Below are 18,065 nucleotides of genomic sequence, written 5' to 3'. Positions count from 1 at the left end.
GTAAAGTGGGGGCATGACGGTCACCGACGAGCGGAACCGCGTGATCCTGGACGCGGCGATCGGGTTGTTCCTGCGCTACGGCTACCGCAAGACGGCGATGGACGAGGTCGCCAGGGCCGCCGGGCTGTCCCGGCAGGGGCTGTACCTGCACTACCGGGCCAAGGACGTGCTGTTCGCGGCCGTGCTGGAGCGCATGGTCGGGCAGGTGCGCGAGGCCGCGCTGGCGGAGCTGGCGCGGGTGGGCGCGCCGGTGGAGCGGCGGGTGCTCTCGGCGCTGGAGGCGTTGCACGGCGAGGCGGCGACGGCGAGCAGCGCGAGCGTGAGCGAGCTGCTGCGGGCCGCCGCCGAGGTGAGCGGGCCGCTGCTGCGGCGGTTGCACGACGACGTGGTCGCGGCGCTGGTGGACGTGCTGGAGGAGTCCGGGGTCGCGGGGGCGTGGGAGCCCGGCGGGGTCGGGGCGGTGGAGCTGGCCGAGCACCTGTACCTGGTGTCGTCGGCGGTCAAGCAGCTCGACGCGCCGGTGGACGTGCAGCGGGAGCGGTTGCGGGTGGCCGTGCGGATCGTGCTGCGCGGTGACGGGAGGGGGCAGCGGTGAGGGTCGTCGCGCTGGCCGCGCACGAAGCCGGTGGTCCGCTGCGCCCGCTGGTGCGCGAGCTCGGTCCGCCGGGGCCGGACGAGGTGGACGTGCGGGTGACGCACTGCGGGATCTGCCACACCGACGTCGGCGTGATCGACGACGAGTGGGGCGTGGCGCGGTTCCCGGTGGTCGCCGGGCACGAGGCCGTGGGCGTGGTGGTCGCGGTGGGCGCGAACGCGCGGCTCGCGGTCGGGACGCGGGTGGGGGTCGGGGCGATCGCCGGGTCGTGCGGGCACTGCGCCCAGTGCCTGGGCGGGCGGCACAACCTGTGCGCGGCGCGCGACGACGTGGTGCTGCGCGGCGACGGCGGGGCGTTCGCCGACCACCTGCGGGCGTCCGACTGGCGGCACGTCCACCCCCTGCCCGACGCGCTGCCCTCGGCCGAGGCCGCGCCGCTGCTGTGCGCGGGCACGACGGTGTTCGGGCCGCTGCTGGCCAACGGGGTCCGGCCGACCGACCGGGTCGCGGTGGTCGGCGTCGGCGGGCTCGGGCACCTGGCCCTGCAGTTCCTGGCCGGGTGGGGGTGCGCGGTGACGGCGGTGTCCACGACGCGGGCCAAGGAGGCGGAGGCGCGGGCGTTCGGCGCGACCGACTTCCGGACGCCGGGCGAGCTGGTGGAGGGGTCGTTCGACTTCGTGCTGTCGACGGTCCCGGCGGACCTGCCGTGGGACGACTACCTGGCCGCGCTGCGCCCCGGCGGGACGCTGTGCGTGGTGGGCTTGCCCGCCGGGGCGATCTCGGTGCGGCCGATGAGCCTGCTGCCGCAGGCGAAGCGGATCGTGGGCGGCATCCCGGCGACGCCCTCGGAGAACCGGCTGATGCTGGACTTCGCGGCGCGGCACGGCATCCGGGCGGCGGTGGAGGTGTTCCCGGTGGGCGAGGTGGAGCGGGCGCTGGAGCTGGTGCGCGGGGGTGGGGCGCGGTACCGGGCGGTGCTGGAGTTCTGACGGGGCAGGACGACTGCCCCCGGCCTGCCCCGCCGGGTCTGGCGCCGGGGGCGGGGCAGGCCGGACGATGCGGGTGGGGGACGTCGACCGGGGAGGTCTCGATGCACGCCCGTGAGGAGCCGAGCGCAACCCGCGCGCGCACCGCGCCGCAGGTGCGGACCCAGGCGCAGGAGCCGGTTCCGACGCCGGGCCACCCGGCTCCGGAGGGGTTGCTGGCGTTGCAGCGGCAGATCGGCAACGCGGCCGTGTCGCGGCTGGTGGAGTCCGGGGAACCGGTGGTGCAGCGGAAGGTCGGGTTCGAGTTCGAGGACTCCCAGTGGCGGCCGTGGCGCAGGGTCAGGCGCAACGAGGGCCTCCTCAGCAACGCCCGCAACCAGCTCGGCGGCGTCGACCAGGTCTGGCCAGCCGAGCGCAAGGCGGTGCTGCACCGGGGTCGGGGCTACGAGCTGGAGGCCGACGACACCCCCGGCCCGAACCACAGCAACATCGAGTTCGTCACCAAGCCCTTCGAGGAGGACGCGACGGGCGTGGCCGAGTTGCAGGACACCCTGGCGGACATGACCACCGTGCTCACCAGGCTGGACGGGTTCGCGGGCAGGCCGGGACCCGGCCAGGGCGCCCCGCCGTTCCAGCTCGGCAAGGCCGACAAAGCGGGCTACGTCCGCGACCACGAGCACCGGCTCAGCGGGTCGGGCGGTCTGGCGGCCAGGAACCTGCTGCTCTCCGGCGGCGTGGTGGGCGGGGCGTTCAAGATGCAGGCCACGTCCGGGGTCCCGCTGGCGGACCTGACCGCCGTGATGGAGCGGCTCGGCAAGGACGTGCCCGGCGAGAGCGCGCAGCAGAGCGCGGACCGCGACCCCGAGCGCAGGCTCGTCGTGCAGGACCCCGCCGCGCCCAACGAGCCCATGGAGGTCCAGGGCAGCGCGCCGACCCTGGCCAGGCAGGTCGTCGCGGCGCTCCGGCAGGACGCGGCGCTCGGCCCGCACCTGACCGGCGACACCACGAAGCTGACCGGTTTCCTCGCCTCGGTGCTGCTGACCCTGAAGCTGCTCAGGCGCCCCGGCGGTCGCACCGCGCCGGTGAAGTACCGGCTGACCCTGCTGCCGCGCAACAGCTACGCGCACATGTTCGCCGACCTGCCCGGCCAGCAGGCGAACGCGCTGCGCGAGCACGCGGCCCTGCTCGTGGACGCGGTGGTGGCGGTGTCGAACACGCGGCCGATGATCCGCGGCGACTGGGACGCCAACCTGACGGCGAGCAGCGCCCTGATCGCGCCGACGCCCGGCCCGCTGGCCAGGCAGGCGGACGGCCAGGTCGCGCACGACCCGCCCACCCCGAGGAACGAGGCGCTGGCGCGGGTGGGCATCGGGACGTGGCTGGTGGGCGTCACCAACGGCACCGACCTGCTCACCCCGGCGGTGCTGCACCGCTGGCTGAACGGGGAGGTCCCCGACGCCGTGCGGGAGGACGCGGCGGGGGCGATGGAGAGCTTCGGCACGGCCCAGGAGCTGGACGGGCGCGCGGACGGCACGACGCTGGCGCTGTTCGAGCACCGGGGCATCGCACCGGACGGCGCGGGGGCCGACCTGACGCTGGCGCGGGCGGGCGCGAACGCGGTGGACATCCTGAGCTTCTTCGCCCGCCTGCGGGCGGGGGGCTGAGCCCGCCGGTCAGACCGGCGCGCTGGCCGCGATCACCACCTCGGCGGCGGTGCTCCAGCCCAGGGCGGTGTAGAGGGCGTGGCCGTCCGGGGTCGCCACCAGGACGCCCCTGGTCGCGCCCCTGGTGACGGCCTCGGCGGCCAGCAGGGCCATCACGGCGCTGCCGAGGCCCTTGCGGCGGTGCGCCGGGGCGGTTTCGACGCGGTCGAAGACGGTGTCGCCGTCGACCAGCGCGGCTTGGCCGCTCGCGGCGACGGTGGTGCCGGTGTGGCGCAGTTCGACCCTGAGCACGGCGGCGTCGGTGACGGTCACCACCGGGTGGTAGCCGGGTGGCAGGAGCGGGGCCGGGTGGTCGGCCAGGGGTCTGGTCATCAGGTGCTCGCGGGTCGGGCGGACGTGCAGGCCCGCCTCCGCCAGGGTGCGCGCGGCCTCGGCCGGGCGCTCGGTGGGGACGGTCAGCCAGGTGGGCTCGTCGGCCGCGGCCACCTCGGCGGCCAGCTCCGGGGACAGGCGCAGCGCGATCAGCTCGCGGTGGCGGCCGGGCAGGCCGAGGAGGACGCGCAGCGCGCCGCGCTCCTCGGGCTGCCGCGTCCAGCCGCGGCAGGCGCTCCAGCCCCGCTCCCAGCGGCGGATCAAGTCGTCGGGCACGGCGGTCAGCCTAGGCCAGTGGTGCTCGCCGGCGCCGGGGGCCGGTCGAGTCCTTCGAGGACGGTCGACAGCGCGGGTCCGCGCTCAACCAGGTCCGCGCTCAGCCGGGGTTGCGGATCGCCAGCACCGCCAACCGCACCCGGTTCGCCGCGCCGGTCTTGTCCAGCAGCGCGGCCACGTGCGTCTTCACCGTGCTCACCGCCACGTGCAGCCGCGCCGCCACCTCCGCGTTCGACAGCCCCTCGCCGACCAGGGTCAGCACGTCGCGCTCCCGGTCGGTCAACCCCGGCAGCCCTGGCCGGGGCGGGGCCGGTTCGGGGCTGACCGGTTCGGCGCGGTGCGCCGCGCGGGCCGCGTCCACCAGGCGCCGCAGGACGGGCCCGCTGAACGGCGACTCGCCCGCCGCCGTGCGCCGGATCGCGTCCAGCAGCTCCTCCGGCGGCGCGTCCTTGCCCAGGAAGCCCTGCGCGCCCGCGTCCAGCACCGGGTACAGGTGCTCGTCGTCGTCGAACGTGGTCAGCACCAGCACGCGGGTGGCGGGCCGGGAGGCGAGGATCCTGGCGGTCGCGGTGGTGCCGTCCACGCCCGGCATGTGCAGGTCCATCAGGACCACGTCCGGCGCCAGCCGCTCCACCAGCCGCACCGCCTCCCCGCCCTCGGCCGCCTCCCCCACCACGTCCAGGCCTGCACTGCTCTCGCAGAGCATCCGCAGGCCCGCGCGCACCAGGTGCTGGTCGTCCACCAGCAGCACCCGGATCACCGCGCGCCCCCGGTCGGGATGGTGACCTCCAGCGCCCAGCCCGACTCCCGCCTGCCCGCGCTGATGCTCCCGCCCAGCAGCTCCACCCGCTCCCGCATCCCCACCAGGCCGAAGCCGGGGGCGTGCGGCGGGCGGGGCGCGGGCCCGTCGTCGGCCACCACGATCCGCACCTCCTCCTCCCCCACCGCCACCCGCACTCGCGCGCGGGGCCGCGGACCGGCGTGCTTGACCACGTTCGTCAGCCCCTCCTGCACCACGCGCAGCACCGAGATCCGGCGGATCGAGTCGAGCCCGGCGACCGCCGCGTCCACCTCCGCCTCCACCACGGCCCCGGCGGCGCGCGTGCGGTCCACGGCCGCCTCCAGCGCCGTGGTCAGCCCGGTCTCCCCCACCACCACGCCGGTCCCGTCCTGCCCCGCAGCGGGGTCGCGCAGGACCGCCATCAGCCGCTTCAGGTCGGCCAGCGCGGCCCGTCCGGTGCCGTGCGCCTGCTCCAGGGCCCGGTCGACGCCGGGGTGCGCGCCGCCCAGCGCGTGGCGCGCCGCCCCCACCTGCACGGTGATCGACGCCAGGTGGTGCGCCACCAGGTCGTGCAGCTCGCGCGCGATGGCCGTGCGCTCGGCCAGCCGGGCGTGCCGCACCGCGTCGTCCCGGCCGCGCTCGGCCTCCCGCGCGGTCCGCAGCACCGAGCGCACGTGCCTGCCCAGCAGCACCGGTGGGCCCGTGGTCAGCACCAGCGAGGAGGTCGACAGGAGCGGGTCGTAGTGCGGCGCGTAGATCGCCACCTGCGCCGCCGCGAACGCCGCCGCCGCGCTCCAGCACGGCCGGCCCGCGCGGCGCACCCACAGCTCCGCCAGCGAGATCGTGGTGAGGATGAACATCACCGGGGACGCCACGTCCGCGCCCGCGAGCTCGGCGGCGAGCAGCAGCACCGGGTTCAGCAGCGCGGCGGTGAGCGGGAACCGCCCGGCCGCCCCGGTGAGCGCGGCGGCGGCCAGGCCGAGGAGCCAGTCGGCCGGGCGGGTGGGCGCGGGGCCGTGCAACACCGCCAGGAACGCGGCCGTGAGCGGCAGCGGCAGCACCCGCAGCAGGAGCGGCGTCATGCGCCAACCCTAGGGAGCGCGCCCGCGCGCCGCCTCCGTCGCCGGGCGGAGGGGCATCCCCCCGGAGGCGGAGACGACTGGCCGCCGGGCGGAGGCGGGCGGGCGGCGCGGGCGGCCACGGTGGAGCGCATGATCACTCGTCATCCGCACTGGGCGGTCGTGGCCTCGGTCGCCGCGTCGCTCGTCCTCGTCCCGCCCGCGAGCGGGACACCCGCGCCGGAGTGGGAGCCCTGCGCCGGGAACCCGGCGGCCGAGTGCGCCGCCGTCCCCGTCCCGGTCGACTGGGCCGATCCCGGCGGGGAGCGGTTCGACCTGGCCGTCGCCCGCCGCCCCGCGCGCGGCGAACGGGTCGGCGCGCTCGTCTACCTGCCCGCCGGTCCCGGCAGCTCCGGGGTGGACGCGGTCACCGACGACCGGCTGTTCGAGCTGCTGTTCTCCGCCGGGACCGCGGAGCGCTTCGACGTCGTCAGCTTCGACCCGCGCGGCGTGCGGCGCAGCAACCCCGTGCTGTGCGCCCCGGAGCTCGTCGCCGCGCTGGACCGGCCGACCCCCTCGGACCAGCGGGAGTTCGACGACCTGCTCGCCGCGCAGGCCGCGCTCGGCGCCGACTGCCGCGAGCGCACCGGCCCGGTGTTCGACCACCTGGACAGCACGCAGGTGGCGGGGGACGTCGACGCCCTGCGGGCCGCGCTGGGCGAGGGGTCGGTGAACCTGTACGCGCTGTCCTACGGGACGGTGGTCGGCCAGCGGTACGCCGAGCTGTTCCCCGGCCGCGTCCGGACCGCGGTGCTGGACGGGGTCTTCGACCACACCGTGGACTCGGAGCGGTTCGCGCTCGCGGGCGCGCAGGCCGCGCAGGGGGCGTTCGAGGTGTTCCTGGAGTGGTGCGACCGCGAGGCGGGGTGCGCGCTGCACGGGCAGGACGTCCGCGCGCGGGTCGCCGCGCTGTTCGACCGCGCCGAGCGGGGCGGGCTGCCCGACCCGGACGACCCGGCCCGCCCGCTCGACCCGGCCGGGCTGACCTACCGGCTGGTGTCCCCGCTGACCCAGCCGGACCTGCCGGAGGTCGCCGACCGGATCGCCCGGTTCGACGCTCCCACCCGGCAGGCCGCCGGGGACACCGCCGCGCCGTCCCCGGTCCCGCTGCCGATCTACCTCCAGTGCGCCGACAACCGCAACGACGCGTCGACCTTCGCCCGCGCGCAGGCGCTGCGCGCCGCGTCCCGCGCCGTCGCGCCGGACGTGCGGCAGTCCGCGTACGACCTGGCCGACCTGTGCGTGAACCCGCCGGTCCCCGCGACGAACCCGCAGCGCCCCTTGGAGGCCGGGGACGCGCCGCCGGTCCTGCTGCTGAACTCGCGGCACGACCCGTCGACGCCGCACGAGGGCGCGCGGCGCGTGGCGGACCAGCTGCCCGGCTCGGTGCTGGTCACCCACGAGGGCCTCGGGCACGGGGTGGCGACCAGGACGCCCTGCGCGGTCGACCTGGTGCACCGCTACCTCACCGAACGCGTTCTGCCGCAACGGGACGCGCACTGCCCGGCGGGTTGACCGCCATCCGGTGATCTTCGCGCTCGGCACCACGCGCACCTCCTCCCCCCGGGGTCCCGGACGTCACCGCCGCACCCCGGCGCGGCGACGTTCCCCAAAGGATCGCAGCGCTCGAAAACCCTTGCCTTGCAACGGTTCCTCCCCACCCCGGAAGCGGGTGGTCACACCCCGTACCGGACCGTCACCGGGCGCGACCGGGCTGCTGCGAACGGCCGCCCGCGCCAATCCACCGGACAGGGGGATGGCGGGCGCTCGGAGCAGTGTGGTCTGCTCCCCTTCGGCGTGCCCCGGAGCGATTCCCGGTCGTGGTCGGGGCTGGAGGGAGGATCCGGTGTCGCTGGGCTTGGTCGACCACGTGATGGTCTCTCTGGTGCACGGCGTGCCGCCGGAGCGGTTGCTGGCCGGGTGGGGCGCGGACGCCGCCACCGGGCCGCAGCTCACGCGCGGGCGGTGGTGGGACTGGGCCGGGCGGGGCGCGCCCGAGGGGCGGGCCCGGCTCGGCGTGCAGCGGGTGGTGGCGGGCGGGCCGAAGCGGTGCCTGCTGGTGTGGGAGACCTGGACGCGGGAGGGGTTGCGCCCGCAGGTGGCGCGCGCGGTGACGGCCGGTGGCGGGCGGATGCTCGCGGTCGGCGGCACGCCGGTGCAGGCGCGGGTGCTGTACGCCGGTGGCGGCCGGGTGCTGGCCGAGGCGTCCGCGCTGGGCGGGCTGCGCGACGAGGACCCGGAGCGGCTGCTGTCCCGCGCGCTGGTCTCGGCGGGGATCGACCTGGAGGGGTTCGCCAGCGGTGGCGCGCTGGAGCTGGCGCTGCGGATGAGCGGGGTGGACCTGGACGCGCAGGACCCGCGCGCCCTGCTGACCTGCGCGGAGATCACCGCCCGGCCGCGCGCGCAGGTCGAGGTCCCGGCGCCCGGCCTGTTCGACGTGCCCGTGGTGGCCCCGCGCTCCGGCTTCGACGGCCCGGTGCGGGACGGGGTGTTCCCCGGCGGCAGCGTGACCGGCCACCTGCTCTGAGCCGTTCCGGCCACCCGGCCGTTCCGGCCACCCGGCGCCACCCAGCCGCCCGGCCGTTCCAGCCACCCAGCGCCGTGGGTAGGAACGGGCGGGAGTGGTTGTCCCGCACCGGCGCGTCCAGGCTCGACCCCGTCAGGTCACCCGACCTCAGGGCGGAGCACGTGGAGCAGAACGAGATCACCTTGGGCGACGTCACCGTCACCCGCGTCATGGAGTTCCACGGCTCGGTGGAGCTCGGTCCGGGGCAGTTCTTCCCGGACAGCGCCGCCGAGTCGTGGGACGGGAACCGCGACTGGCTGGCCCCCGACTTCTGGGACCCGGTGGCGGACGAGTGCCGCTCGGCGGTCCAGACCTGGCTGCTGCGCAGCGAGGGCCGCACGATCCTGGTCGACACCGGCGTCGGCGAGGACAAGGACCGGCCCTACTCGCCGCTGTGGAGCCGCAGGCAGAGCGACTACCTGGCCAACCTCGCCGCCGCCGGGGTGCGGCCCGAGGACGTGGACGTGGTGGTCAACACGCACCTGCACGTGGACCACGTCGGCTGGAACACCCGGCTGGACGGGCGGGAGTGGGTGCCCACGTTCCCGAACGCCACCTACCTGATGCCGCAGCGGGACTTCGAGTTCTGGGACCCGGCGAACGAGCACCGGTCCGTGCTGGGGCGGGGCAACCAGAACGTGTTCGAGGACAGCGTCCGGCCGGTGCGCGAGGCAGGGCTGGCGCACCTGTGGGAGGGCTCGCACCGGATCGACGCGAACCTGCGGCTGGACCTGGCGCCCGGTCACACGCCCGGCTCGTCCGCGCTGACCCTGGAGTCCGGGGGTGACCGGGCGCTGTTCGTCGGGGACCTGGTGCACACCGCGCTGCAGGTCGTGGAGCCGGACGTCAACTCCTGCTTCTGCGAGGACCCGGCCGAGTCCAGGGCGACCCGGCGCAGGCTGCTCGGCCTGGCCGCCGAGCGCAACGCGCTGGTGTTCCCGGCGCACTTCGGCGGGCACGGCGCGGCGGAGGTCGAGCGCGCCGGGTCCGGGTTCGCGATCAAGCGGTGGGCTCCGTTCGAGCGGATCTCCTGACGTGCCAACCGATCCCGGAGCGGAGAGCTCTCGCGTGAACCCGGTCGTCCACACCCCGGCGGGCGCCGTGCGCGGCGTCCGCGACGGCTCCGGCGAGCTGTACCGCGCGATCCCCTACGCGGCGGCCCCGGTCGGGGCGGGCCGGTTCGACGCGCCCGCGCCGCACCCCGGCTGGTCCGGGGTGCGCGACGGCACGCGCCCGTCCCCCACCGCGCCGCAACCGGTCCGCGACTTCGGCGCGCTCGACCTGACGCCCTACTTCGGGCCGGGGTGGGTGCGCGGCGCGGAGTACCTGACCGTCGACGTGCGCACCCCGGCCGCCGACGACGGCGCGCGGCCGGTGATGGTGTTCGTGCACGGCGGCGGGTTCGTCACCGGGTCGACGCGGGCCGCGCTCTACGACGGCGGCGCGTTCGCCCGCGACGGCGTCGTGCTGGTGACGGTGAACTACCGCCTGGGCGTCCCCGGTTTCCTGGACCTGGCGGGCGCCCCGCGCAACCGGGGGCTGCTGGACGTGCTCGCCGCGCTGGGCTGGGTGCGCTCGACGATCGCGGCGTTCGGCGGGGACCCCGGCCACGTGACGGTGTTCGGCCAGTCGGCGGGCGCGACGCTGGTGGGCGCGCTGCTCGCGACACCGGCGGCGACGGGGCTGTTCCGGCGGGCGGTCGTGCAGAGCGGCAGCGGGACCGGGGCGTTCACCCCGGAGCAGGCGGGGCGGGTCACCGCCGCCGCGTCCGCCGCGCTGGGGGTGGAACCGACCGCCGAGGCGTTCGGCGCGGCCCCGGACGAGCGGTTCCTGGCGGTGCTGCCCGCGCTGGCCGGGCTCGACCTGCGCACTCGCGCCGCCGCCGACCCGCTGGCCGGGTTGAGCCCGTTCAGCCTGGTGCTGGACGCGCAGCCCGCCGACGCCCTCGCGGACGGCCCGGCCCGCGACGTGGACCTGCTGATCGGGACGAACACCGAGGAGGGGCGGCTGTACGTGGTGCCGCAGGGGAAGCCGGAGGAGGGGGCGGAGGCGCTCGGGGCCGTCCTGTTCGGCGCCGGGACGGACCGCTTGGCGCGGGCGCACGCGCGGATCTCGGGCGGGCGCACGCACGTCTACTCCTTCGCGCACCGCTCGACGGCGCTGGGCGGGCGGCTCGGCGCGGCGCACACCGTGGAGCTGCCGTTCGTGTTCGACGTCGCCGACTCGCCGTGGTTGCACGGCGCGACCGGCCTGCTCGGCCCCACCCCCGCGCCCGCGGGGCTCGCCGCGCGCGTGCACGGGGCCTGGGTGGCGTTCGCGGGCACCGGGTCACCGGGGTGGGCGGCCTACTCCGCCGAGCACCCGGTGGTGGAGGTGTTCGGCGGAGCCGCGCCGGGCACGGTCGGTGACGGCCACACCCTCAGGTGAACTGCGTCGCACGACGATTGGGTGGCGGTCCGCTCGGGAATCCCGGCAGCGTTGGACCATCGACTACCTGGAGGGTGACATGATCGGGTTCATCGTCGCCGGCCTGATCATCGGCGCGCTCGCCCGCCTGATCAAGCCCGGCAAGCAGAACCTCAGCGTGATCGCGACGCTGCTGCTCGGACTCGTGGGCTCCGTCATCGGCGGCACGATCGCGAACGTGCTCGGCACCGGTGACGTCTTCGAGCTGAACGTGCTCGGCTTCATCGTCGCCGTGATCGCCTCCGTGCTGCTGATCGGCGTCGCCGAGGGCCTGTCGGGCAACCGCCGCTCCAGCGTCCGGTGACGACGCGCGACCACGTCGAGGCCCCCGCACCCGGTGGTGCGGGGGCCTCGCGCGTTGGGGACTACTCGCCGGGGTCGGGCGCGACGCCGGTGGCCGCGGCGGTGGCCCGCCACAGCTCGGCGGCGAGCCTCGGGTCGCGGGCGGTGGCCGAGCGCGTCGCGGGCCCGGCAGGCCCCCTGGTGCCGAACAACCGGGTGGGCCCGAGGTAGTCCCCGCCGCCGACCGGTCCGGTGGCGGCGAGCACCTGGGGCAGGATGCCGTCGGCGACCGGCTGGGACAGGTAGCGCTCGGGCAGCGCGTACAGCCGGGTCTTCCACGTGCCGCCGCGCGCGAGGGCGTTGGCGAGCAGTTGCGAGGTGGTCAGGCCGGGGTGGGCGGCGACCGACAGCACGGGGTCGCCCGCGCGGCGCAACCGCCGGTCCAGCTCGGCGGTGAACAGCAGGTTCGCGAGCTTGGACGCCCCGTAGGCGCGGGTGGGCGAGTAGCTCCGCCGCTCCCAGTGCAGGTCGGCGGGGTCGAGCCCGCCGGTGCGGTGCCCCAGGCTGGACGTGGTCACCACCCTGGCGGGCCGCTCCGGGGTCCCGGCGGCGCGCAGGGCGGGCATCAGCAGCCAGGTCAGCGCGGCCGGTCCGAGGTGGTTGGTGCCGATCTGGAGCTCGAACCCGTCGCGGGTGAGCCGGCGGGGCCCGAGCGAGACGGCGGCGTTGTTGACGAGCACGTCGACCAGGTCGCCCGCGCGCTCCCGGATGTCGGCGGCGGCGGCGCGCACGGAGGCGAGGTCGGCCAGGTCGAGCGCGACGGTCTCGGCGGAACCGGCGCCGGTGATCCCGTCGCGCACCAGGGCGAGGGCGGAGGCGCCGCGCTCGGGGTCGCGGACGGTCATCAGGACGCGGGCGCCCGCGCGGGCCAGCGCGCCGGAGAGGGCGAGGCCGAGGCCGGAGGTGGTCCCGGTGACGACGACGGTGCGGCCCGCGAGGTCGGGGACGGGCTGGCGCGGTGGTGCCATGGGGACGGGGTCTCCTGTTCGGTGGCGGTGCAGGACGGCGCGACCGGCGCCCGTGGACGTCCACACTCCCCCACTGGGATGACAGTGTCAACCGAAGTGGTATCGCCGGGCCGCTCACCGCCGCCGCGAGTGCTTGACCGTTCAACCTCCCGGCAGTAATTTCCGGAACGGATCGGTCCCCTGCTCACGGGAGGAACCCCATGCGATTACCGGCTTTCGCCCTCGCCGCGTCCGCCGTCGGCCTGCTGCTCACCGCCCCGTCCGCCGTCGCGGACCCCGGTGACCCGAACGAGGCGTGGCCGCCGGGGAACTGCCCGCGCGGCTCGTTCTGCGCCTGGCCCCACTGGGCCAACCCCGAACCCGCCCCCGTCGAACCGCCGTCGCTGGTCAGCGCGGGCGCGTGGACCGGGAGCGCGCTGACCTCCACGTACTACAACCACACGTCCGGGAACATCGACGTGGACTACACCTTCACCTGGCCGGGCGGGACGCCGACGAGCGCCACCGTGTGCGCGCCCCCCGGCGGCAACATCTTCTACCTCCAGGTGGTCGTCACCGCGCTCCGGCCGCGCGCGGGGACCTGCTAGCGACCGGCCGCACCGGGACGCAGGCGGCTCGGGCCTAGAAGCGCAGCTCCTCCCACGGCACCTCGCGGGCGCCCCGGTGCAGCGCGAGCGCCAGGAACTCCAGCGCCTTCGGCAGCCGGATTCCGGGTCGCTCGTACCCGAGCAGGCGGCCCCGGTGGCCGGGCGTGATCAGCGCCGCCACCACGCGCGGTCGGCCCCGCTCGTCGACGCGGGTGATCAGGTCGGCGACCTTGCCGATCGGGCGACCGCCCGCGTCGCGGGCGGTGCGCCCGATCAGCTCACTCGCCAGCACGGCGCGCCCAGGGGATCCGGCCGATCACGTTGTCCCGCAACCACTCCTCCAGCGGCGGCGGGTCCAGCAGCTCGACCGCCAGCGACAGCTCCACGGCGCTGCCCACGCGGGCCACGTGCTCGTAGCCGATGCGCAGCGCGGGACGCCGGGCGGTGCGGCGCAGCCACCGGCCCAGCGCGCCGCCGAAACGGCCGGCCAGCGCCCGCCCGCCGGACAGCAGCGCCACGACCACCAGCGCCCCGTCCTCGTCGCGGGCGAGTTCCACGTCGTCCACCTTGCCCACGGGCACGCCTCGCAGGTCGACGATCTGGCGGTCGAGCAGGTGGAAGTCCACCCGGATCGTGGTCATGAGCCCATCCCGGTCAGCAGCATCAGGGGGATCGCCGCCACCGCGACGACGACGATGATCACGAGGTAGGTGACGCCGAACGCGTTGGCCACCCGCCCGTTGACGTGCTCGCCCAGGTAGTCGCGGTCGTTGGCCACCACCAGGATCGGCAGGTAGGTCAGCGGCAGCGCGACCGCGCTGAACACCAGCGAGTACTCGGTCACCGCCACCGGGTCGACGGTGGTCAGCAGCACCGCGACGCCGATCAGCACGCTCACCAGCACCACGGTGTGGAACCTCGCGGCCAGGCGGGGCGGCACGCGCTTGCCCCACCGCCAGCCGAAGTACTGGGCGGCGGTGTAGCCGGAGGACAGCCCGGTCTCCAGCGCGGCGCCGAAGGTGGCGGCGAAGAACCCGAGGATCACCACCGCGAGCCCGATCTTGCCCAGGGCCAGCTCGACGGGCTGCCCGACCTGCTCCAGCTCGTGCACCTCCATCCCCTGCGGCAGGAAGACCGCCGCGGCGCAGGCCATGATCGCCAGCGACAGCAGGCCGCCGAGCGGGAACCCGATGAAGACGTTGGCGCGCTCGGTCACCAGGTCGCGGCGCGTCCAGCGCTCCTCGACGCCGCCGGAGGAGAAGAAGAACACCTCGTACGGGGTCATGGCGGCGGCGAACAGGGTGATGCCGAAGAACGCGTAGGTGGCCCAGCCCTCGGCCCCGGCGGGCCCGAACCGCGCGGCCTGGGCGCCGAGGTCGCGCCACGGCGGGTCGAGCTGCACCAGGGCCACGACGAACACCACGAGCGCGAGCCCGGCCAGGCCGAAGACCCGCTCCATGGTCTCGAACCTGACCCGCCACAGCACCACCCAGATGACGAACGCGGCCACCGGCACCCACAGCAGGTAGTGCACGCTGGTGACCATCTCTACCGCGAGCGCGACCCCGCCGATGGCGGTGAGGATGCCGAGCGTGACGGCGAGAGCCTTCTTCACGCGCCCCTCCCCTGCCTGCCGAGTGCCGACCGCCGGGTAGCACTACCCGCGACGGAGAGGGTGAAACCGGCCGATCGGCGGTTCAGGGGGCGCCCGTCCCGGCCGGGGCGCGCCGGCGGGAATACCCGCGCCGAGCAGGGCGTTCGCCGCTGGCGTGCACATCGTCGACCGCGGCAGCGGCACCCCGCTCGTCCTGATCCACGGGTTCGAGGTCGACCACCGCGACCTCCTGCCGCTCGACCCCGCGATCGAGGCGGCGGGCGGGTGGCGGCGGATCTACGTCGACCTGCCGGGCATGGGCCGCTCCCCCGGTGACGGCGTGGCGAGCGCCCGCGACGTGCTGCGCGCGGTCGCGGGCGGGGTGGACGACCTGCTCGGCGGGGAGCCGTTCGCGGTGCTCGGCAGCTCGTTCGGCGGACTGCTCGCCCGGCACCTCGCGCACAACGCCCGCGAGCGGGTGCTCGGGCTGGCGACCGTCGTCGGCGTCGTGATCTCCGAGCACGCCCACCGCACCGTGCCGCCGCGCACCGTCCTGCACGAGGACCCGGCAGTGCTCGCCGCGCTCGGCGAGGCGGCGGCCGACTACGCCGACCAGGCGGTCGAGCACAGCCACCGCAGCGCGCGGGCGTTCCTGCAGCACACCCGCCCCGGCCTGCTGGCCGCCGACCGCGCGGCCGTGGCCCGCATCGCCGCCGACTACGGCCTCGGCGACCCCCCGGAGCGCACCTCCCCCGAGCCGTTCACCGCGCCCGCGCTGTTCCTGACCGGCAGGCAGGACCACGTGGTCGGCTGCGCGGACGCCTGGGCAACGCTGGAGCACTACCCGCGCGCGAGCTTCGCGGCGCTGGACGGGGCCGGGCACAACGCCCTGTTCGAGCGCCCCGGCTTGGCGACGGCGCTGGTGGTGGACTGGGTGGAGCGGGTGCGGGCGGAGTTGACGCGGGCCGGGTGACGCCTGCGGGCGGGTCGGCCCGTTCCGGTGGACCGGCGGGCGCGCGGTCAACAGGGTGCGCCGAGCGCTTCCTGACCACCGGGACGGCGGGTGGCGTCCACCGTGGACGCCCCCCGCCGTCATGCGCGTGTCAGCCCGCGATACCGGGGTCCCAGGGGTTCTGCTCGCCCTCGGGCCAGGACCACCAGCCGTCCCGGCACACCCGCCCCTCCGGGTCCGCGTCGCCCTCGGTGTAGTCCCCGTAGCCCTTGGTCTCGCCGTTGGGGCCGGGGAACATCGACGTGTAGTAGTACCGGCACCCCTCCTCCGCCGAGGCCGTTCCGGCGAGGGCCAGGGGCGCCGCCGCGAGCGCCGCGGTGAGGACAAGGCCGCTCAGGAGCTCTTTGCGCACGACATCCACCTCCGTGGTCGTCTTCGTCGTGTCCGAGGGGTTGCCCTCCGCCGACCGGGAATGCCCCGCGCCCCCGGTTCCCACCCGGACGAGCGAGCGCGCACCGCGAGCGGGACCACCCTGCCGGGTGGCCGCGGCGGTTCGGTCCCCGTTCCCGCGCACCGCCCGCGCGGCCGTAGGCTCAGGTGCTGTGGAGGCAGCGCAGCACCGGACCGGCCACCGCGCGGGGATCGTCGAGCTGCACCAGGTGCCCCGCCTCCGGCACGACGCGGTGCACGCCGCCAGGGGAGAGCGACGCCATCGAGCCGTGGGCCGCGAGGACGCGCGACGCCGTCCCCGGCCGCCCCAGCGTCCCTCCCGCCGTGAGCACCCACCACGGCACGTCCGGCAGCGGGTGCGCGCCGCGCAGCGCGTCCACCTCGGCGACCAGCTCGGGGTACCCGGCGAGCTCCTCCACCACGGCGGCGCGGGCGGGTGGGCGCCCGACCAGGCGGAGCAGCGGGCCTGCGGCGCGCGCCGCAGGGCCCGCGACTCCCAGGCGGAGCAGGGCTTTCGCGAGCGCGGCTCCGGCGTCGGCGGGGCGGCCGACGCCCGGTGGCGCGAGGCTGGGGTCCACGAGCACCGCGCCGCGCACGCGCCGGGGGCGCAGCCGCGCGAACGCCTCCGCGTGCAGGCCGGCCAGCGAGTGCCCGACGAGCACGGCCGGTGCGCCGACGGCGTCGAGGACCGCGTCGAGCACGGCCACCTCCCGCCGCGCCGACGAGGGCTGGGGCGACGGCGTGCTCGCCCCGGTCCCCGGCCGGTCGAACCGCAGCACCCGCGCGGAGGTCGCGAGCAGCCGGGTCACCGGGTCCCAGTCGGCGATCGCGCCCGCGAGACCGGACAGGAGCACGACCGGCGGCGCGCCCTCCGGTCCGTCCGCGACGAGGTGCAGGTCCGAGCCCACGACGGTGACCACGGGGCACAGCATGGCGGAAGGGTGGCGCGAGCGTGATCGAGGACAGGGCGTCGAGCCGGAGTCGTTGCCCAGGGCTCGACCGGCCGGGCGCGTGGCTGGTCGCGGCGGCGGTGCTGTACGCGTGCTGGCTGCTCGAACTGGTGCTGCCGACCGGGTTGTCCGTCGTGGACGGCTACGTGAGCGAGCTGCTCGCCGACGACCAGCCGCACCGGTGGCTGTTCCGCGCCACCGACTCGCTCGCCGCCTGCTGCCTGCTGCTCGCCGCGCGCGGCCTGCGCGGGCGGTGGGCGGTCGCCGCCGTGCTCGTCTTCGCCCTCGCGACCCTCGCCGACACCGCGCTGCCGCTCGACTGCGCGCCCAGCACGGATGCGCTGTGCCGCGACCGGGAGGCCGCAGGCGCGGTGTCGCTCAGCCACCACCTGCACCAGGTGACCAGCGTGCTGACGTTCGTCGGCGCGCTCGCCGCCGCGGCGGTCCTGGAGCGGGGCACCCGACTGCCGAGCGCCAGGGTGGTGCTGATCCTCCTCGCCGGGACCGGTGTGCTGTCGGCGGTCCTGGCCAACCAGCCAGGGGCCGGGCTGGTCCAGCGCGTCCAGCTGCTGACCGTCTCGGCCGGGTTGCTGCTCGGCGCGCGGGTGTTGTCCCGAGGGGCGGTCAGGCCGGGTGACGGGCCGCCCCGGTGACCGCCGGGTGGTCCACGTGCACGGTGGCGCCCCCGCCGAAGCCCGAGGTGTCGTGGACGTGCAGGTGGGCCGGGTCGCGGGTGGGCAGCGGCAGGCCACGCAGGTCGAAGGGGGTCAGCGGGACCGGAACGGGGTGACCGCGTGGCCCAGCGCGCGCAGGAGCGCCCGGAACTCGGCCGCGTTCGGCCGGACCCCGAGGCCCGCGTAGCGCAGCGCGTCGCCGTGCTCGGACATCCGCGTGATCAGGCCGTCCGCGACGTCGAAGCGGATCACGTAGTGGTTGCGGTAGGGCTTGCCCGTCCGCGCGACGACCATGTCGCCCGTGGCGGCGAAGCAGGCCGCGCCCTCGGTGGCGCTCCACCGGTGGTCGCGCCAGACCAGCGGGTCGAACTTGGCGAAGATCCCCTCGGTGTAGGCCAGCACCTCGGCCCGCCCCTTGAGGTGGGCGACGCAGAAACCCCTGCCGCGCCCGGAGATCAGCTCCGCCACGCCCTCCGGGGTGCCCGCCTTGCCGGACTGGAGGAAGAGCTGCCGCACGTCCGGCGCGAGCACGTCCGACACGGCGCGGAGGTCCTTGGCCTCCACGGCGCGGACGAAGCGCTGGGCGAGCGCGAGGGGGTCGGGGGTGGTCACTTGCGCCTCCGGCGGAAGTCGTTGCGCGCCAACGGTTGCGGCACCCCTCGATCCTGGGGTCCGCGCCGCGCGCGAGGGAGGCCGCGCCGAGGGTGGTACCGGCAGGGCCAGT

General features: G+C 76.2%; 21 protein-coding genes. 11 read left to right on the top strand and 10 right to left on the bottom strand.

The window, feature by feature from the left end; translation table 11 throughout:
* The first annotated feature begins 13 nt into the window (after nucleotides 1-13).
* The 3 genes from CNX65_RS16865 (at nucleotide 14) to CNX65_RS16855 (ending at nucleotide 3,245) form a co-directional block, all read left to right on the top strand.
* Nucleotides 14-595, top strand: coding sequence for a TetR/AcrR family transcriptional regulator (locus tag CNX65_RS16865; RefSeq protein ID WP_096494194.1), 582 nt, complete (start codon nucleotides 14-16; stop codon nucleotides 593-595).
* Entirely contained in the window at nucleotides 592-1,584 is a 993-nt protein-coding gene (locus CNX65_RS16860; protein WP_096494193.1) for an NAD(P)-dependent alcohol dehydrogenase, read from the top strand. Before CNX65_RS16865 ends, CNX65_RS16860 begins: the two co-directional genes overlap by 4 nt.
* 101 nt (nucleotides 1,585-1,685) lie before the next feature.
* Entirely contained in the window at nucleotides 1,686-3,245 is a 1,560-nt protein-coding gene (locus tag CNX65_RS16855) for a hypothetical protein (protein ID WP_096494191.1), read from the top strand.
* Between the two features lie 9 nt (nucleotides 3,246-3,254).
* Here CNX65_RS16855 and CNX65_RS16850 read toward each other — a convergent pair whose 3' ends face one another.
* The 3 genes from CNX65_RS16850 to CNX65_RS16840 form a co-directional block, all read right to left on the bottom strand.
* Nucleotides 3,255-3,893: a GNAT family N-acetyltransferase gene (locus tag CNX65_RS16850; RefSeq protein ID WP_232519871.1), complete on the bottom strand. Its 639-nt coding sequence runs from the start codon at nucleotides 3,891-3,893 to the stop codon at nucleotides 3,255-3,257.
* A 100-nt stretch (nucleotides 3,894-3,993) separates the two neighbouring features.
* Nucleotides 3,994-4,653, bottom strand: a complete 660-nt coding sequence (locus CNX65_RS16845) for a response regulator (protein ID WP_096494187.1) — start codon at nucleotides 4,651-4,653, stop codon at nucleotides 3,994-3,996.
* Complete coding sequence (locus CNX65_RS16840; protein ID WP_096494185.1) at nucleotides 4,650-5,756, bottom strand: sensor histidine kinase; 1,107 nt, start codon at nucleotides 5,754-5,756, stop codon at nucleotides 4,650-4,652. The genes CNX65_RS16845 and CNX65_RS16840 overlap by 4 nt, the downstream gene beginning before the upstream one ends.
* Nucleotides 5,757-5,885: 129 nt before the next feature.
* On the opposite strand from CNX65_RS16840, the gene CNX65_RS16835 reads away from it, so the two are divergent.
* The 5 genes from CNX65_RS16835 to CNX65_RS16815 all read left to right on the top strand — a co-directional run bounded on the left by CNX65_RS16835 (nucleotide 5,886) and on the right by CNX65_RS16815 (nucleotide 11,128).
* The gene (locus CNX65_RS16835) at nucleotides 5,886-7,307 is read left to right on the top strand and encodes an alpha/beta hydrolase (protein WP_157767689.1); all 1,422 of its coding nucleotides are present in this window, start codon (nucleotides 5,886-5,888) and stop codon (nucleotides 7,305-7,307) included.
* 331 nt (nucleotides 7,308-7,638) lie between these two features.
* The gene (locus CNX65_RS16830) at nucleotides 7,639-8,319 is read left to right on the top strand and encodes a hypothetical protein (RefSeq protein WP_096494181.1); all 681 of its coding nucleotides are present in this window, start codon (nucleotides 7,639-7,641) and stop codon (nucleotides 8,317-8,319) included.
* A gap of 209 nt (nucleotides 8,320-8,528) precedes the next feature.
* Nucleotides 8,529-9,392, top strand: coding sequence for an MBL fold metallo-hydrolase (locus CNX65_RS16825; protein ID WP_177154619.1), 864 nt, complete (start codon nucleotides 8,529-8,531; stop codon nucleotides 9,390-9,392).
* Between the two features lie 34 nt (nucleotides 9,393-9,426).
* A complete protein-coding gene (locus CNX65_RS16820; RefSeq protein ID WP_177154605.1) occupies nucleotides 9,427-10,785 on the top strand; it encodes a carboxylesterase/lipase family protein in 1,359 nt (452 codons plus the stop codon).
* 79 nt (nucleotides 10,786-10,864) lie between these two features.
* On the top strand, nucleotides 10,865-11,128 hold the full coding sequence (locus CNX65_RS16815; protein WP_015802141.1) for a GlsB/YeaQ/YmgE family stress response membrane protein: 264 nt from the start codon (nucleotides 10,865-10,867) through the stop codon (nucleotides 11,126-11,128).
* 61 nt (nucleotides 11,129-11,189) lie between these two features.
* Here CNX65_RS16815 and CNX65_RS16810 read toward each other — a convergent pair whose 3' ends face one another.
* Complete coding sequence (locus tag CNX65_RS16810) at nucleotides 11,190-12,134, bottom strand: SDR family NAD(P)-dependent oxidoreductase (protein ID WP_096494177.1); 945 nt, start codon at nucleotides 12,132-12,134, stop codon at nucleotides 11,190-11,192.
* A gap of 200 nt (nucleotides 12,135-12,334) precedes the next feature.
* Between CNX65_RS16810 and CNX65_RS16805 the strand changes: the two genes are divergently transcribed.
* On the top strand, nucleotides 12,335-12,721 hold the full coding sequence (locus CNX65_RS16805) for a hypothetical protein (protein WP_096494175.1): 387 nt from the start codon (nucleotides 12,335-12,337) through the stop codon (nucleotides 12,719-12,721).
* Nucleotides 12,722-12,755: 34 nt separating this feature from the next.
* Here the strand turns inward: CNX65_RS16805 and CNX65_RS16800 are convergent, their stop codons facing one another.
* Genes CNX65_RS16800 through CNX65_RS16790 form a run of 3 tightly spaced genes read right to left on the bottom strand, consistent with a single transcriptional unit; the run spans nucleotide 12,756 to nucleotide 14,336 of the window.
* The gene (locus CNX65_RS16800) at nucleotides 12,756-13,013 is read right to left on the bottom strand and encodes a PRC-barrel domain-containing protein (RefSeq protein WP_096494173.1); all 258 of its coding nucleotides are present in this window, start codon (nucleotides 13,011-13,013) and stop codon (nucleotides 12,756-12,758) included.
* Nucleotides 13,000-13,362 (bottom strand): MlaD family protein, encoded by a 363-nt coding sequence (locus CNX65_RS16795; RefSeq protein ID WP_096494171.1) that lies wholly within the window; start codon nucleotides 13,360-13,362, stop codon nucleotides 13,000-13,002. The genes CNX65_RS16800 and CNX65_RS16795 overlap by 14 nt, the downstream gene beginning before the upstream one ends.
* On the bottom strand, nucleotides 13,359-14,336 hold the full coding sequence (locus CNX65_RS16790) for an NRAMP family divalent metal transporter (RefSeq protein WP_096494169.1): 978 nt from the start codon (nucleotides 14,334-14,336) through the stop codon (nucleotides 13,359-13,361). Before CNX65_RS16790 ends, CNX65_RS16795 begins: the two co-directional genes overlap by 4 nt.
* Nucleotides 14,337-14,490: 154 nt before the next feature.
* Here CNX65_RS16790 and CNX65_RS16785 point away from each other — a divergent pair, with 154 nt between their 5' ends.
* Nucleotides 14,491-15,288, top strand: a complete 798-nt coding sequence (locus CNX65_RS16785) for an alpha/beta fold hydrolase (RefSeq protein WP_096494167.1) — start codon at nucleotides 14,491-14,493, stop codon at nucleotides 15,286-15,288.
* Nucleotides 15,289-15,418: 130 nt separating this feature from the next.
* On the opposite strand, the gene CNX65_RS16780 is transcribed toward CNX65_RS16785, so the two are convergent.
* Both CNX65_RS16780 and CNX65_RS16775 read right to left on the bottom strand, forming a co-directional pair.
* Nucleotides 15,419-15,679, bottom strand: coding sequence for a hypothetical protein (locus CNX65_RS16780; RefSeq protein ID WP_157767688.1), 261 nt, complete (start codon nucleotides 15,677-15,679; stop codon nucleotides 15,419-15,421).
* Between the two features lie 181 nt (nucleotides 15,680-15,860).
* On the bottom strand, nucleotides 15,861-16,649 hold the full coding sequence (locus tag CNX65_RS16775) for an alpha/beta fold hydrolase (RefSeq protein ID WP_096494163.1): 789 nt from the start codon (nucleotides 16,647-16,649) through the stop codon (nucleotides 15,861-15,863).
* A gap of 20 nt (nucleotides 16,650-16,669) precedes the next feature.
* Here CNX65_RS16775 and CNX65_RS16770 point away from each other — a divergent pair, with 20 nt between their 5' ends.
* Entirely contained in the window at nucleotides 16,670-17,320 is a 651-nt protein-coding gene (locus CNX65_RS16770) for a DUF998 domain-containing protein (RefSeq protein ID WP_198320486.1), read from the top strand.
* A gap of 114 nt (nucleotides 17,321-17,434) precedes the next feature.
* Here CNX65_RS16770 and CNX65_RS16765 read toward each other — a convergent pair whose 3' ends face one another.
* On the bottom strand, nucleotides 17,435-17,953 hold the full coding sequence (locus CNX65_RS16765) for a nuclear transport factor 2 family protein (protein ID WP_096494161.1): 519 nt from the start codon (nucleotides 17,951-17,953) through the stop codon (nucleotides 17,435-17,437).
* Nucleotides 17,954-18,065 lie beyond the last annotated feature (112 nt).

Source organism: Actinosynnema pretiosum, from assembly GCF_002354875.1.
GTDB classification, from domain to species: domain Bacteria; phylum Actinomycetota; class Actinomycetes; order Mycobacteriales; family Pseudonocardiaceae; genus Actinosynnema; species Actinosynnema auranticum.
This window is presented reverse-complemented; position numbering and strand designations above follow the sequence as displayed.

Bases quoted from the DNA above. Each gene is read 5' to 3' on its own strand.
- CNX65_RS16865 (WP_096494194.1), top strand. From the start codon at position 14: ATGACGGTCACCGACGAGCGGAACCGCGTGATCCTGGACGCGGCGATC.
- CNX65_RS16855 (WP_096494191.1), top strand. From the start codon at position 1,686: ATGCACGCCCGTGAGGAGCCGAGCGCAACCCGCGCGCGCACCGCGCCG.
- CNX65_RS16840 (WP_096494185.1), bottom strand. From the start codon at position 5,756: ATGACGCCGCTCCTGCTGCGGGTGCTGCCGCTGCCGCTCACGGCCGCG.
- CNX65_RS16835 (WP_157767689.1), top strand. From the start codon at position 5,886: ATGATCACTCGTCATCCGCACTGGGCGGTCGTGGCCTCGGTCGCCGCG.
- CNX65_RS16825 (WP_177154619.1), top strand. From the start codon at position 8,529: ATGGAGTTCCACGGCTCGGTGGAGCTCGGTCCGGGGCAGTTCTTCCCG.
- CNX65_RS16815 (WP_015802141.1), top strand. From the start codon at position 10,865: ATGATCGGGTTCATCGTCGCCGGCCTGATCATCGGCGCGCTCGCCCGC.
- CNX65_RS16810 (WP_096494177.1), bottom strand. From the start codon at position 12,134: ATGGCACCACCGCGCCAGCCCGTCCCCGACCTCGCGGGCCGCACCGTC.
- CNX65_RS16805 (WP_096494175.1), top strand. From the start codon at position 12,335: ATGCGATTACCGGCTTTCGCCCTCGCCGCGTCCGCCGTCGGCCTGCTG.
- CNX65_RS16795 (WP_096494171.1), bottom strand. From the start codon at position 13,362: ATGACCACGATCCGGGTGGACTTCCACCTGCTCGACCGCCAGATCGTC.
- CNX65_RS16775 (WP_096494163.1), bottom strand. From the start codon at position 16,649: ATGCTGTGCCCCGTGGTCACCGTCGTGGGCTCGGACCTGCACCTCGTC.